Source organism: Pseudomonas sp. 8209 (assembly GCF_028682105.1).
Lineage (GTDB): Bacteria > Pseudomonadota > Gammaproteobacteria > Pseudomonadales > Pseudomonadaceae > Aquipseudomonas > Aquipseudomonas palmensis.
On the sequence record NZ_JANIAH010000006.1, the window covers coordinates 132,528 to 147,455 of the forward strand.

At 67.0% G+C, this 14,928-nt stretch carries 12 protein-coding genes; 4 read left to right on the forward strand and 8 right to left on the reverse strand.

Features of this window, described 5'->3' with window-relative positions:
* Window positions 1–13: 13 nt before the first annotated feature.
* From NP552_RS14585 to NP552_RS14600, 4 genes are all read left to right on the forward strand, one after another.
* Window positions 14–1,756, forward strand: coding sequence for a GspE/PulE family protein (locus NP552_RS14585; RefSeq protein WP_054915508.1), 1,743 nt, complete (start codon window positions 14–16; stop codon window positions 1,754–1,756).
* 83 nt (window positions 1,757–1,839) lie between these two features.
* Window positions 1,840–2,760, forward strand: coding sequence for an SPFH domain-containing protein (locus tag NP552_RS14590; protein ID WP_043863416.1), 921 nt, complete (start codon window positions 1,840–1,842; stop codon window positions 2,758–2,760).
* Window positions 2,761–2,762: 2 nt separating this feature from the next.
* On the forward strand, window positions 2,763–3,212 hold the full coding sequence (locus NP552_RS14595; protein WP_054915507.1) for an NfeD family protein: 450 nt from the start codon (window positions 2,763–2,765) through the stop codon (window positions 3,210–3,212).
* A 71-nt stretch (window positions 3,213–3,283) separates the two neighbouring features.
* The gene (locus tag NP552_RS14600) at window positions 3,284–3,598 is read left to right on the forward strand and encodes a DUF2388 domain-containing protein (RefSeq protein ID WP_043863414.1); all 315 of its coding nucleotides are present in this window, start codon (window positions 3,284–3,286) and stop codon (window positions 3,596–3,598) included.
* 62 nt (window positions 3,599–3,660) lie between these two features.
* Here the strand turns inward: NP552_RS14600 and gcvP are convergent, their stop codons facing one another.
* The 8 genes from gcvP to pepP form a co-directional block, all read right to left on the reverse strand.
* Entirely contained in the window at window positions 3,661–6,534 is a 2,874-nt protein-coding gene (gene gcvP, locus NP552_RS14605; protein ID WP_054915506.1) for an aminomethyl-transferring glycine dehydrogenase, read from the reverse strand.
* Between the two features lie 83 nt (window positions 6,535–6,617).
* A complete protein-coding gene (gene gcvH, locus NP552_RS14610; RefSeq protein ID WP_043863412.1) occupies window positions 6,618–7,001 on the reverse strand; it encodes a glycine cleavage system protein GcvH in 384 nt (127 codons plus the stop codon).
* 45 nt (window positions 7,002–7,046) lie between these two features.
* Window positions 7,047–8,129, reverse strand: coding sequence for a glycine cleavage system aminomethyltransferase GcvT (gene gcvT, locus NP552_RS14615; RefSeq protein WP_043863411.1), 1,083 nt, complete (start codon window positions 8,127–8,129; stop codon window positions 7,047–7,049).
* A gap of 118 nt (window positions 8,130–8,247) precedes the next feature.
* Complete coding sequence (locus NP552_RS14620; protein WP_196932021.1) at window positions 8,248–9,870, reverse strand: ABC transporter permease; 1,623 nt, start codon at window positions 9,868–9,870, stop codon at window positions 8,248–8,250.
* Between the two features lie 151 nt (window positions 9,871–10,021).
* Window positions 10,022–11,023 (reverse strand): extracellular solute-binding protein, encoded by a 1,002-nt coding sequence (locus tag NP552_RS14625; protein WP_043863409.1) that lies wholly within the window; start codon window positions 11,021–11,023, stop codon window positions 10,022–10,024.
* Between the two features lie 105 nt (window positions 11,024–11,128).
* Window positions 11,129–12,346, reverse strand: coding sequence for a 2-octaprenyl-3-methyl-6-methoxy-1,4-benzoquinol hydroxylase (locus NP552_RS14630; RefSeq protein ID WP_167400227.1), 1,218 nt, complete (start codon window positions 12,344–12,346; stop codon window positions 11,129–11,131).
* A 36-nt stretch (window positions 12,347–12,382) separates the two neighbouring features.
* Window positions 12,383–13,579 (reverse strand): 2-octaprenyl-6-methoxyphenyl hydroxylase, encoded by a 1,197-nt coding sequence (gene ubiH / locus NP552_RS14635; RefSeq protein ID WP_043863407.1) that lies wholly within the window; start codon window positions 13,577–13,579, stop codon window positions 12,383–12,385.
* Entirely contained in the window at window positions 13,576–14,910 is a 1,335-nt protein-coding gene (gene pepP, locus NP552_RS14640; protein WP_274096915.1) for a Xaa-Pro aminopeptidase, read from the reverse strand. The genes ubiH and pepP overlap by 4 nt, the downstream gene beginning before the upstream one ends.
* Between the last annotated feature and the right edge of the window lie 18 nt (window positions 14,911–14,928).

A 14,928-nucleotide genomic window follows, 5' to 3' on the forward strand; every position in this document is an offset into this window, starting at 1 on the left:
GCAAGGAAGCCCCATGCCTGCCACGCCGCCCGATCGCTGGCTCGACCTCGACACCCTGCTCGCCGAACTGCTCGCCCAGCAACGCATCAGCCCCGCCTGTGCCCGCCCCTGGCCGCAGGCTGCCAATGAACCCACACATCCGCTGGAGCGCATCGCCCGACGCGGCCTGAACGACCTGCAACGCCCCGGCCATACCCTGGACCTCGATGCCCTCGGCGAATGGCTGGGCCGCCAGGCCGGCCAGCGCCATGTGCGCATCGACCCCCTGGCACTGCAGGCAGCCAGCCTCGGCGGGCTGATGTCGGCCGCATTCGCGCGGCGTCACCAGATTCTGGCCATCGCGGTGGATGCCCACACGGTGACCGTCGCCAGCGCCCAGCCCTACGTACGCAGCTGGGAGCGCGACCTTGGGCAGGTGCTGCAACGCAGGGTGCAGCGGGTGCTGGCCAGCCCGGTGCAGATCCGTGAGCTGAGCCAGGCGGTGTTTCGCCTGGCCCACTCGGTCAGTGGTGCCAGCCAGCAGGCCGTGCCCGGGCCCGAAGGCGCCAGCCTCGAGGCACTGCTCGACCTGGGCAACAGCGCAGGCGACGTCGATGCCAACGAGACGCACATCGTCGGCATCGTCGACTGGCTGTTGCAGTACGCCTTCGAGCAGCGCGCCAGCGATATCCACATCGAGCCGCGCCGCGACCAGGGCCACCTGCGCCTGCGCATCGACGGCCTGCTGCACCCGGCCTACCAGTTCCCGCCGGCAGTGACCCTGGCGGTGGTCAGCCGGCTCAAGAGCCTGGGGCGCATGAACGTCGCGGAAAAGCGCCGCCCGCAGGATGGCCGCATCAAGGCCCGCTCGGCCGCCGGCGCCGAGGTCGAGCTGCGCCTGGCCACCCTGCCCACCGCGTTCGGCGAGAAACTGGTACTGCGTATCTTCGACCCGCACCTGCTGCACCAGGACTTCACCCAGCTGGGCCTGGACGGCGAGGCGCTGCAGCACTGGCAGGCGATGCTGCGCCAGCCCCACGGCATCATCCTGGTGACCGGGCCGACCGGCTCGGGCAAGACCAGCACCCTGTACGCCACCCTCAAGCAACTGGCCACGCCACAGGTCAACCTGTGCACCCTCGAAGACCCGATCGAACAGCTCGAGCCGGCCTTCAACCAGATGCAGGTGCAGCCCGGCATCGACCTGGGCTTTGCCAACGGTGTGCGTGCGCTGCTGCGCCAGGACCCGGACATCATCATGATCGGCGAGATCCGCGATGCCGACACCGCGCAGGTGGCGATCCAGGCCGCGCTCACCGGCCACCTGGTGCTCTCGACCCTGCACACCAACGATGCCTGCGGCGCCGTCGGGCGCCTGCTGGAACTGGGCATCGCGCCGTACCTGATCCGTGCCACGCTGGTCGGCGTGCTGGCCCAGCGCCTGGTGCGCACGCTGTGCCCGGCGTGCAAGGTGGCGCAGCCGCTCGACATGGCGCACTGGCGCGAACTCGACCCGCAGGCGCCGCTGCCCACCGCTACCTGCCAGGCTGAAGGCTGCCGCGATTGCCGGTACACCGGCTACCGGGGCCGCACCGGCCTGTTCGAGCTGCTGCCTGTGAGCCCACGCCTGCGCGAGCAGCTGTCGGGCGACGTCGACCTGGCAAACCTGCGCCGCCAGGCCCGGGCCGAGGGGCTGGGCAGCCTGCGCACCAGCGGCGCGCAAAAAGTCGCCGCAGGGCTGACTACACTGACAGAAGTGATTCGCGTTACTGCATGAAATGAAATGATCCGGCGCTGGCCTGCACAGCTTACCACATGCCAAGCTTGCGCACTTTCAGTCCTGCTGACCAAGGAAACGTCATGCAAATCGGAATGGTAATGCTGTTGTTCGTGGGCCTGGCCCTGGCGCTGGTGTTCATGGGGTTCAAGGTGGTGCCGCAGGGTTTCCAGTGGACCGTGGAACGCTTTGGCCGCTACACCACCACCCTCAAGCCGGGCCTCAACATCATCGTGCCGGTGATGGACCGCATCGGGCGCAAGATCAACATGATGGAAAGCGTGCTGGACATCCCGCCGCAGGAAGTCATCACCGCCGACAACGCCACCGTGCAGATCGATGCGGTGTGCTTCTTCCAGGTGGTCAACACGGCGCAGGCCGCCTACGAGGTCAACAACCTCGAGCACGCCACCCGCAACCTGCTGCAGACCAACATCCGTACCGTGCTCGGCTCCATGGAACTGGACGCCATGCTCAGCCAGCGCGACGCCATCAACGAGCGCCTGCTGCGCACCGTGGATGAAGCCACCGCACCGTGGGGCATCAAGATCACCCGTATCGAGATCAAGGACATCAGCCCGCCGGCCGACCTGATGGCCGCCATGTCCGGGCAGATGAAGGCCGAGCGGGTCAAGCGTGCGCAGATCCTCGAAGCCGAGGGCCTGAGGGCGGCTGCCATCCTCACCGCCGAAGGCAAGAAACAGGCGCAGATCCTCGAGGCCGAGGGTGAGCGTCAGGCGGCCTTCCTGGAATCGGAGGCCCGCGAGCGCCAGGCCGAAGCCGAAGCCCGCGCCACCCAGGTGGTGTCCGAGGCCATCGCCAACGGCAACGTGCAGGCCATCAACTACTTCGTGGCGCAGAAATACGTCGACGCGCTGGGCAAGCTGGCCTCGGCCAACAACAGCAAGGTGGTGCTGATGCCACTGGAAGCCAGCCAGGTGATCGGCGCCGTCGGCGGCATCGGCGAGATCGTGCGGGCCACCTTCGACGGCAAGAAGGGCTGAGCATGTGGGACTACCTGCAACACCTGTCGTTCTGGGACTGGCTGGCGCTCGGTACGCTGCTGCTGATCCTGGAGGTGTTCGGCGCCGGCGGCTACCTGCTGTGGATCGGGGTGGCGGCGGCGGGCGTGGGCGTGATTACCTTCGTCGTCCCGCAGCTGCCGTGGACCTTGCAGTTCCTGCTGTTCGGCCTGCTGTCGGTATTCACCGCAGTGTTCTGGTGGCACCGTCAGCGCAGCAATGCCAGCCCCAGCGATGCGCCGGGGCTGAACATGCGCGGCCAGGAACTGATCGGCCGGACCTTCGTGGTGCAGGAGGCCATCGTGGGCGGTCGCGGCAAGATCAAGGTCGGCGACGGGGTGTGGATGGTCCGCGGGCCGGACCTGCCGGTGGGCACCCCGGTGCAAGTGCTGTCGCAGGACGGCGCGATACTGCAGGTTGGCCCCGCACCGTAGGCCCTGGGGAACTTGCCTGGGGAAATCACGATCCAACGCACCATAATAGCCCCCACACTGGAGTAAGCCCCATGCGCGTCAAACTTGCGGTTGCCACCCTTGCCTTGTTGTCGCTGCCGGTTGGCTCGGCGATGGCTGATGGCTTCTGGCGTGATGTGATTTCGTCCGGTGCCACCACCGGCTCCACCTACCTGACCTTCAAGGACCACAAGCTGGTGGTGGCGGCGCAGGAAGATGCCAGCAGCTATGTGGCCAGCAACGGCCAGATCAGCGGGCCGTATCTTGAGGCTGCCATGCAGCGTGTGCGTGCCGAGCAGCCAGGGCTGCAGGTCAGCGACATGGAGCTGGCCAATGCGATCCTGGCGCAGAATGCCGTGACCGAGTAATCACCTCGCCGGCAATGCCGGCTCCTACAGGAGCCAGCCTTGTCGGCCACGAGGCCCTGGCCTCAGCGATAATCCTCCACCGGCACACACGCACAGAACAGGTTGCGGTCCCCGTACACGTTGTCCACCCGGTTCACCGCCGGCCAGTACTTGTGCAGCCGCGCATGGTGGCTCGGCGCAACACCCTGCTCGATCGAGTAAGGTCGTTCCCACACCCCCAGCACATCCGCCAAGGTATGCGGCGCCCGCTTGAGCGGGTTGTCCTCGGCTGGCCAGTTGCCGTTCTGCACCTCTGCAATCTCGGCCCGAATCTTCAGCATCGCCTCCACGAAGCGGTCCAGCTCGGCCTTGGACTCGCTCTCGGTCGGCTCCACCATCAAGGTGCCCGGCACCGGGAACGACATGGTCGGCGCATGGAACCCGTAGTCCATCAGGCGCTTGGCTACATCCTCTTCGGTGATGGCGGTCAGCGCCTTCAAGGGCCGCAGGTCGAGGATGCACTCATGCGCCACCCGCCCATTGCGCCCGCGGTACAGCACCGGGAACGCCCCGCCCAACTGCTGGGCCAGATAGTTGGCCGACAGGATCGCCACCTCGCTGGCATCGGCCAGTTGCGGCCCCATCATGGCGATGTACATCCAGCTGATCGGCAGGATGCTCGCACTGCCCCAGGGCGCCGCACTGACCGCAGTGTTCTGCGGGTCGGGCCCGGGCACCGGCACCACCGGATGGCTGGCCACGAACGGTGCCAGGTGTGCACGCACGCCGATCGGACCCATGCCCGGCCCGCCACCGCCATGGGGAATGCAGAAGGTCTTGTGCAGGTTCATGTGCGATACATCGGCACCGATGTCCGCCGGCCGCGCCAACCCGACCTGGGCATTGAGGTTGGCGCCATCCATGTACACCTGGCCACCGTGGCTGTGGATAACTTCGCAGATCTCACTGATGCCTTCCTCGTACACGCCGTGGGTCGACGGGTAGGTGGCCATCAGGCAGGCCAGGCGCTCACCTGCCGCCTGGGCCTTGGCCTTGAGGTCGGCCAGGTCGACGTTGCCCGCCACATCGCATTCCACGATCACCACCTGCATCCCGGCCATCTGCGCAGACGCCGGGTTGGTGCCGTGCGCCGAGGCCGGGATCAGGCAGATGTCGCGCTGACCTTGCTGGCGGCTGCGGTGGTACTTGCTGATCGCCAGCAGCCCCGCGTATTCACCCTGGGCACCGGAGTTGGGTTGCATGCAGATGGCATCGAAACCGGTGATCGCGCACAGCCAGCGCTCCAGCTCGTCGATCATCGCGGTATAGCCCTGGGCCTGGGTGAGCGGCGCGAACGGGTGCAGGTTGGCGAAGGCCGGCCAGGTGATGGGGATCATCTCGCTGCTGGCGTTGAGCTTCATGGTGCACGAGCCCAGCGGGATCATCGACTGGTTGAGGGCCAGGTCCTTGTTCTCCAGCTGCTTGAGGTAACGCAGCATCTCGGTTTCGCTGTGGTGCAGGTTGAACACCGGGTGCGTCAGAAACGCCGACTGGCGCTGCAAGGCGTCGGGGATGCCGCTGTGCTGCGCCTGGGCATCCAGCTCGGCCACGCTCAGCCCATGGTCGGCGCCCAGAAAGATGCCGAACAGGCGCAGCACCGTGGCCTCGTCGCAGGTTTCATCCAGGCTTACGCCCAGGTGCCCGCGGCCCAGGATGCGCAGGTTGATCTGCGCGGCCTCGGCGCTCTGGATGATCGCGGTCTGGCTGCCGCCGACGTCCAGGGTCAGGGTGTCGAAGAAGTGCTCGTTCAAGCGCTTGAGCCCCTTGGCTTGCAGGCCGGCAGCCAGGATCACCGTGAGCCGGTGCACCCGCTGGGCGATGCGCCTGAGCCCTTCGGGCCCGTGGTACACGGCATAAAACCCGGCGATGTTGGCCAGCAGCACCTGCGCGGTGCAGATGTTGGAGTTGGCCTTCTCGCGGCGGATGTGCTGTTCGCGGGTCTGCAGGGCCATGCGCAGCGCCAGGTTGCCGCGCGCGTCCTTGGAAACGCCGATGATGCGCCCTGGCATGGCGCGCTTGAAGTCGTCGCGGCAGGCAAAGTAGGCCGCGTGCGGGCCCCCGTAGCCCATGGGCACGCCAAAGCGCTGGGTCGAGCCGAGCACCACGTCGGCGCCCTGCTCGCCCGGCGGGGTCAAAAGCACCAGGCTCAGCAGGTCGGCGGCGACGCAGGCCAGCGCCTGCTGGGCATGCAGCTGCTCGATGGCCGGGCGCAGGTCGTGCACCCCGCCGTGGGTGTTGGGGTATTGCAGCAGCGCGCCGAACACCCGGTGCTTGTCCAGGTTGTCCAGCCCATCGACGATCAGCTCGAAGCCGAAGCCCTCGGCGCGGGTCTGCAATACGGACAGGGTCTGCGGGTGGCAATGTTCATCGACGAAGAACGCATTGCTGCGCGACTTGGCCATGCGCCGTGCCAGAGCCATGGCTTCGGCAGCGGCCGTCGCTTCGTCGAGCAGCGAGGCATTGGCCAGGTCCAGCCCGGTCAGGTCGATGACCATCTGCTGGTAATTGAGCAGCGCCTCCAGGCGACCCTGGGCGATCTCCGGCTGATACGGCGTATAGGCGGTGTACCAGCCGGGGTTCTCCAGCACGTTGCGCAGGATCACCGTGGGCGTCAGGGTAGCGTGGTACCCCATGCCGATCAGGCTGGTCCACACCTGGTTCTGCTCGGCGTAACCGCGCAGTTTTGCCAGGGCGGCCTGTTCATCAAGCGCCGGGGGCAGTTCCAGCGGGCGGTTCAGGCGAATGCCGGGCGGGACGGTCTGTTCGATCAGTTCACTGCGACTGCTCAGGCCCAGAGCCTGCAACATCGCCTGCTGCTCGGCCGCATCCGGGCCAAGATGACGACGCAGGAACGGGTTGGGATCGTGCAGTTGGCTCAGGGACGGCGACTGGGACATAGCGGCTCTCTCTTCCAAGACCAAGCCTCGAGGGGTCGAGGCTTATTGAGTCTAGGAAGGGATTGCCGTTCGTGCGGGAAAAACTACTCGCCGATGGCGGCCTTGTAGCCGGCGGCGTCCAGCAACTGCTCCAGCTCTGCCGGGTTGGACGGCTTGAGCTTGAAGATCCAGCTGGCGTAAGGATCGTTGTTCAGGTTCTCAGGGCTGTCGCTGAGGTCTTCGTTGACCGCGATCACTTCGCCGCTGACCGGCGCGTAGATATCCGAAGCGGCTTTCACCGACTCCACAACCCCGGCGGCGTCCTTGGCCGCGAACACCTTGCCGACCTCGGCCAGTTCGACGAATACCACGTCGCCCAGGGCTTCCTGGGCGTGGTCGCTGATGCCCACGGTGACGGTACCGTCGGCTTCCAGCCTGGCCCACTCGTGGCTCTCGGCAAAACGCAGGTCGGCGGGGATATTGCTCATAGTGTCTTTCCTCAACAGGTCAGCGGTCGGCCCGCCGGAATGAATTCAGATCAGGATCTTGCCCTGGCGCACGAAGGTCGGCTTGACCACCCGTACCGGGTACCACTTGCCGCGAATTTCCACCTCGGCGCGGTCGGCGGTAGCCACCGGCACGCGGGCCAGGGCAATCGCCTTGCTCAGCGTAGGAGAGAAACTACCACTGGTGATCTCCCCTTCGCCAATCTGTGCGATTCGCACCACCTGATGCGCACGCAGTACACCGCGTTCCTCGAGCACCAGGCCGACCAGTTTCAGCTGCACGCCTGCGGCCTGTTCGGCCTCCAGCGCACGGCGTCCGATGAAGTCGCGGTCGGCCGGTTCCAGGGCGATGTTGTGGGCCAGGTTGGAGGTCAGTGGCGAGTGTGCCTCGTCGATGTCCTGTCCGTACAGCGTCATGCCCGCTTCCAGGCGCAAGGTATCGCGCGCGCCCAGCCCGCTGGGGGCAATACCGGCGCCGACCAGGTCGTTGAAGAACGCCGGGGCCTGCTCTGCCGGCAGGGTGATCTCCAGGCCGTCTTCGCCGGTGTAGCCGGTACGCGAGATGAACCAGTCGCCACTGCTGCGGCCTTCGAAGGGGGCCAGTTCACGAATCAGCGCCGCACGGTCGCTGCTCACCAGCTCGGCCAGCTTGTCCCGCGCATGCGGGCCCTGCACAGCGAAGATCGACAGTTCGGGACGCTCGCGCACCTGCACGTCGTAGTCGCCGATATGGGCCTGCAGCCAGGCCAGGTCCTTGTCGCGGGTGGCGGCGTTGGCCACCAGGCGGTAGCCGTCGTCGGTGCGGTAGACCAGCAGGTCGTCGATCACCCCGCCCTGTTCGTTGAGCAGGGTGCTGTACAGGGCCTTGCCGTGGGCATTCGGGCTGGCTACATCGTTGGCCAGCAACCAGCGCAGCCAGGGCGTGGCCTGGGCGCCGTGCACATCGATCACGGTGAGGTGCGAGACATCGAAGACCCCGCAGTCGCGGCGCACCTGGTGGTGCTCCTCGACTTGCGAGCCGTAATGCAGGGGCATGTCCCAACCGCCAAAATCGACCATCTTGGCGCCAAGCGCCAGGTGCAGGTCATAAAGAGGCGTACGCTGTCCCATGGGTTTCTCCTTCCGGGCGTGGCGAGGCTGCGGCTGAGGGCAGCGTTTCAGCTACCCGGTGCTGATCGGCCGCAGCGAATGCCGCGCATTGTAGCCGCAAGGGCGCAGCCTTACACCCTCAGTGACTCTGACCCGGGTGACGCGCCGAACGCCTTATCAAACCGATGACCGGCAGCAGCCCCACCAGCACCAGCGTCAACGCCGGCAGCGAGGCACGCGACCACTCGCCCTCGCTGGTCATCTCGAATACCCGCACCGCCAGGGTGTCCCAACCGAACGGGCGCATCAGCAGGGTGGCGGGCATCTCCTTGAGCACATCGACGAACACCAGCAGCGCCGCGCTCAGCGCACCCGGCACCAGCAGCGGGAGATACACCTTGAAAAACAATCGCGGGCCGCTGACCCCGAGGCTGCGCGAGGCCTCCGGCAGCGAGGGCCGGATGCGCCCCAGGCTGTTTTCCAAGGGGCCGTAGGCCACGGCGATGAAGCGCACCAAATAGGCCAGCAGTAGTGCCGCCAGGCTGCCCATCAGCAGCGGCCGGCCGGCACCGCCAAGCCAGCTCGAAAGCGGCACCACCAGCTGGTTGTCGAGGTAACTGAAGGCCAGCATGATCGACACCGCCAATACCGAGCCGGGCAAGGCGTAGCCCAGGTTGGCCAGGCTGACCCCGGCGCGCACCACACGGGTGGGGGCCTGACGTCGGGCAAACGCCAGCAGCAGTGCCACCGCCACGGTGATCAGCGCAGCCATGGCGCCCAGGTACAGGGTATGCAGGATGAGCGCGCCATAGCGCTCGTCGAGGTCGAAACGCCCGCGCTGCCAGAACCACACCAGCAACTGCAGCACCGGGATAACGAACGCGCAGGCGAACACCAGCAGGCACCAGCTGCTGGCAGCCAGCGCCTTGACCCCGTGCAGGTGGTACAGCGCCGCCACCCGGGGCCGCTCGTTGCTGCTGCGTACCGCACCGCGGGCCCGGCGCTCGCCGTACAGCACCAGCATGACGGCCAGCAGCAACAGGCTGGCGAGCTGGGCGGCGCTGGAGAGGCTGAAGAAGCCGTACCAGGTCTTGTAGATGGCGGTGGTGAAGGTGTCGAAGTTGAACACGGCCACCGCGCCGAAGTCGGCCAGGGTTTCCATCAGCGCCAGCGCCACGCCCGCGCCGATCGCCGGCCGCGCCATGGGCAGGGCCACGCGCCAGAAGGCTTGCAGCGGCGATTGCCCGAGCACCCGCGCCGCTTCCATCAGGCCCTTGCCCTGGGCCAGGAAGGCGGTACGTGCCAGCAGGTAGACATAGGGGTAGAACACCAGCACCAGCACGATGATCACCCCGCCGGTGGAGCGCACGCGCGGCAGGCGCATGGGGCCGAACCATTCGCGCAGCAGGGTTTGCACCGGGCCGGAGAAGTCCAGCAAACCGACGAAGACGAACGCCAGCACATAGGCGGGGATGGCGAAGGGCAGCATCAATGCCCAGTCGAGCCAGCGTCGGCCGGGGAATTCGCACAAGCTGGTGAGCCAGGCCAGGCTCACGCCCAGCACGGTGACGCCGACGCCCACGCCGAGGATCAAGGTCAGGGTGTTGCCCAACAGGCGGCTCATCTGGGTGTCGAGCAGGTGCGACCAGATCTGCAGGTCGATGCTCTGCCACGACAGCACCAGCACGCTCAGCGGCAGCAGCACCAGCGCGCAGACGGTGAAGACCAGGGGGTACCAGCGGCGTTGGGCGGGGTGTGACACGGGGGGAGATCTCTGGCGAAGGTGAGAGCGACCGCGTTGCGGTCTATCGCGGGTCAAGCCCGCTCCCACAAGGGCCACGGTGATCCCTGTAGGAGCGGGCTTGACCCGCGATGGGCCCCGACAGGGGCCCCGCAAGAATAAAGCCTTGCGCTCAGTTCCAGCCAGCCCGATCCATCAGGCGAATCGCTTCAGCCTGACGCTTGCCCGCCACTTCCACCGGCAGGCTGTCGGCCTTGAACTTGCCCCACGCCGCCACTTCTGCCGAGGGTTCCACCTTGGGGTTGGCCGGGAACTCCTGGTTCACATCGGCGAAGATCTTCTGCGCCTGCGGCCCGGTCATCCACTCCACCAGCTTGATCGCGGCCTCCTTGTGCGGCGCGTGCCGGGTCAAGCCGATGCCCGACAGGTTGACGTGCACGCCACGGTCGGCCTGGTTGGGCCAGAACAGCTTGATCGGCAGTTGCGGCTGCTCCTTGTGCAGGCGGCCATAGTAGTAGGTATTGACGATGCCCACGTCGCACTGCCCGGCCTCGATGGCCTTGAGCACTGCCACGTCATCCGAGAACACGTCGGTGGACAGGTTGTTCACCCAGCCCTTGAGGATCTCTTCGGTCTTCTCGGCGCCGTGGGTTTCGATCAGGGTCGCGGTCAGCGACTGGTTGTAGACCTTCTTGGCGGTACGCAGGCACAAGCGCCCTTCCCATTCCTTGCCGGCCAGCGCCTCGTAGGTGCTCAGCTCCTCGGGCTTGACCCGGTCGGTGGCGTAGGCAATGGTCCGTGCGCGCAGGCTCAGGCCGGTCCAGTCATGGGACGAAGCGCGATACTGCGGGGGAATGTTGGCGTCGATCACGGCCGACTTGATCGGCTGCAGGATACCCATCTGCTCGGCCTGCCAGAGGTTGCCGGCATCCACGGTCAGCAGCAGGTCGGCGGTGGCGTTGCTGCCCTCGGCCTTGATGCGCTGCATCAACGGCGCTTCCTTGTCGGTGATGAACTTGACCTTGACCCCGGTTTCCTTGGTGTAGGCATCGAATACCGGCTTGATCAGCTCGTCGATGCGCGAGGAATACACCACCACCTCGTCCGCCGCCTGTGCGGTACCGCCCAGCAGGGTGAGCGCCAGGGCGGCGAGTAGATGCTTGCGTGGCAACATGAAGGCGGTCCTCGGAATGCGGGAGAGGCGCAAATGGTAGTGAATGCCATTTGCCTTCTCAACCGAACTGCCAAGGGAGGAGTTACCAGATGTTGCGGTGCCGCCTCAGGCCCGTGCCAGCTCCGGCAGGTCGCCGCTCAGCCCCAGCGCCTGGCGCACGAACAGCGCCTTGGCCTCCGGCAGTTGCTCCACCCACTTCAGGCCACTGTTGCGCAGCCAGCGCAGCGGCAGCGGGTCGGCCTGGAACAGGCGCTCGAAGCCCTCCATTGCGGCCATCAAGGCCAGGTTGTGCGGCATGCGCCGTCGTTCGTAGCGGCTCAGCACGCGCACGTCGGCCAGGCGCTCGCCGCGCTCATGGGCATGCTGCAGCACTTCGGCCAGCACCGCCGCATCCAGAAAGCCAAGGTTCACGCCCTGCCCGGCCAGCGGGTGAATGGTGTGGGCCGCATCGCCGATCAACGCCAGGCCCTCGGCCACGTAGCGCTTGGCATGGCGCTGGCGCAGCGGTACGCACAGCCGTGGGTCGGCCGCCAGCACCGTGCCCAGGCGGCCCTCGAAGGCCCGCTCCAGCTCGGCGCAGAAGGCTTCGTCCGGCAGGGCCATGAGGCGCTCGGCCTGCGCAGGCGTGGTCGACCACACGATGGAGCACCAGTGCTGCTGGCCGTCGCGCAGCAGTGGCAGAAACGCCAGCGGGCCGTCATCGGTGAAGCGCTGCCAGGCCGTGGCCTGGTGCGGCTCGGCACAGCGTACGCTGGTCACGATGGCGTGGTGCAGGTAGTCCCACTCACGGGTTTGGCAGCCGGTCAGGCGGCGCACCGCCGAGTTGGCTCCGTCAGCCGCAATCACCAGCGGCGCGCGCAGGGTGCGGCCATCGGCCAGGGTCAGCAGCCAGTCGTCGCCACTGCGGCGCATCTGCTCCAGGCGGGCGTTGGCCAGCAGGCCGATCTCGCTGTCGTGCAGGCGCTGCAGCAGACCGTCCTGCACCACGCGGTTCTCGACGATGTGGCCGAGCACCTCGGCGTGCACGCTGGCGGCCGAAAAGTGGATCTGCCCGGTGCCGCTGCCGTCCCACACGTGCATGTCCGAATACGGGCTCAGGCGCCGCTCGCGGATGTGCTGCCAGGCGCCCACGCGCTCGAGGATGCGCTGGCTGGCCATCGACAGCGCGCTGACTCGCGGCTCGAAGGGCGCCTGTGCATCGAACGGCTTGACCGTCAGGGGGCTGCCGTCGAGCAGCAGGATGTCCAGGCCACTGTGCTGCAAGGCCAGGGCCAGGGCGCTACCGACCATTCCGGCACCGACAATCAACAGATCTGCGCGCATTTCCATGCTTTCAAGCCCGATAAAGAGAAGAAGGGGTCATTGGCCAGGCTGGTCCGGGCGTGTACCCAGGCCCATGGCCTGGCGGGCGAACCAGCGCTTGGCCGGGGGCAGCAGGTCCAGGCCCAGCAGGCCCAGGTTGCGCCCGGTGGCGAGCAACGGCTGGCCGCTGCCGAACAACCGCGTGACCTTGTCGGAGAAGCCCACGGTCATGTCCTGGTCCAGGCGCTGGCGCTCGCGGTAGGCCTGCAGGGTCGCCAGGTCGCCCGGTACTTCAGGCCCGGCCAGCAGACCGTCGGCCAGCGACTGCACGTCGCGCAGCGACAGGTTGAAACCCTGCCCGGCAATCGGGTGCAGGCTGTGCGCGGCGTTGCCCAGCACCACCAGGTGCGAGCGCACCTGCTCCTGGGCCTCTACCAGCGACAGCGGGTAGAGGTGACGCGCGCCCACCTGGCGCAAGGTGCCCAGACGGTAGCCGAACACGCCTTGCAGCTCGGCCAGGAAGGCTCGTTCGTCGATCTCGGCCAGCCGTCTGGCATCCATTCCGGCACGGGTCCAGACCAGCGCGCAGCGGTTTTCCGGCAGCGGCAGCAAGGCCATCGGGCCGTCATCGGTGAAGCGTTCGAACGCCTGCCCGCAATGGGCCTCGCTCGGGGTGATGTTGGCGATCAGCGCACTCTGGTTGTACGGACGCTGGCTGACGTGGATGCCCAACTGCTCGCGCAGCCCGGAACGCCCGCCGTCGGCCAGTACCGCCAGGTCGCAGTCCACCGTGGTGTCGTCATCCAGTGTCAGGCGGTAGCCGTCGGCCAGCGGCTGCATCGCGCTGACCTGCGCCGGGCAGCGCCAAGTCACCACCTCGGCATCCAGCCCCTGCCACAGGCACTGGCCGAGCCAGGCGTTCTCGACCACGTAGCCGAGTGCCGGCACGCCTTCTTCCAGGGCGTCCAGGCGGGTGGCGCCAAAGCGGCCACGGTCGGACACCTGGATCTGGCGGATCGGTTCGGCGCGGCGGCTGATCGGCTGCCACAGGCCCAGACGCTCGTAGATCTGCCGGGTGCCGTAGGAAAGCGCCGAGGACCGTGCGTCGTAACTGGGCTGGAAGCTGTCGCCGGGGGCGAACGGCTCGATCAGCAGGATCTTCCAGCCACGCGCCCTGGCCCCGGCCTGCAGGGCCAGCGCCAGGCTGGCACCGACCAGGCCGCCACCGATGATGGCAAGGTTGACCCGGCTCATGCGGCGTGGCTGCGTGCAGCCGCCATCAATGCTTCGATTTCGGCCACCGTGCGCGGTACGCCGGAGGTCAGGATTTCACAGCCCTGCTTGGTCACCACTACGTCGTCCTCGATTCGTACGCCGATACCGCGCCACTTCTTCGCGACACTCTGGTTGTCGGCAGCAATGTAGATGCCCGGCTCCACCGTCAGGGCCATGCCCGGCTCCAGCACGCGCCACTGGTCGGCGACCTTGTACTCGCCGACGTCGTGCACATCCAGCCCCAGCCAGTGACCGGCGCGGTGCATGTAGAAGGCGCGATGGGCCTCGGCCTCGATCAGCGCCGGCACGTCGCCCTTGAGCAGCCCCAGCTCCACCAGCCCTTCGGTGATCACCTGCACGGTGGCCTCGTGGGCATGGTTCCAGTGCTTGCCCGGTGCAATCGCGGCAAAGGCTGCAGCCTGGGCCTTGAGCACCAGCTCGTAGATCGCTTTCTGCTCCGGCGAGAAGCGCCCGCTGACCGGAAAGGTGCGGGTGATGTCGCTGGCGTAGCAGTCGATCTCGCACCCGGCGTCGATCAGGACCAGGTCGCCGTCCTTGAGCAGGGCATCGTTCTGCTGGTAATGCAGGATGCAGGCGTTGCGACCCGATGCCACGATCGAGCCGTAGGCCGGCATCTTCGCCCCGCCCTTGCGGAACTCGTAGTCCAGCTCGGCCTCCAGGCTGTATTCGTGCAACCCGGCGCGGCAGGCCTGCATGGCCCGCACGTGAGCGCGTGCCGAAATCGCCGCGGCCTCGCGCATCACCTTCACTTCCGTGGCCGATTTATACAGGCGCATGTCGTGCAGCAGATGATCCAGCGCAACGAACTCGTTCGGTGGCTGGGCGCCGAGGTTGGCCTTGGAGCGGATCACGTTGATCCACTCCATCAGGTGGCGGTCGAATTCGGGGTGGCTGCCCATGGCCGAGTACACCCGGTCGCGGCCTTCGATCAGGCCCGGCAGGATGTCGTCGATGTCGGTGATGGGGAACGCATCGTCCGCGCCGTATTCGCGTATCGCGCCTTCCTGGCCGGCGCGCAGGCCGTCCCACAGCTCGCGCTCGGGGTTGTGCTCGCGGCAGAACAGCACGTACTCACCGTGCTCGCGGCCGGGGATCAGCGCAATCACCGCCTCGGGCTCCGGGAAGCCGCTGAGGTACTGGAAGTCGCTGTCCTGGCGGTACACATGCTCCACGTCGCGGTTGCGAATGGCCACCGCGGCCGCGGGCAGGATGGCGATGCTGTTGGGTTCCATCTGCGCCATCAGCGCCTTGCGACGACGGGCATACTCCGCTTTGGGGATATGGGCTATTGGCACGAGGAACCCCTG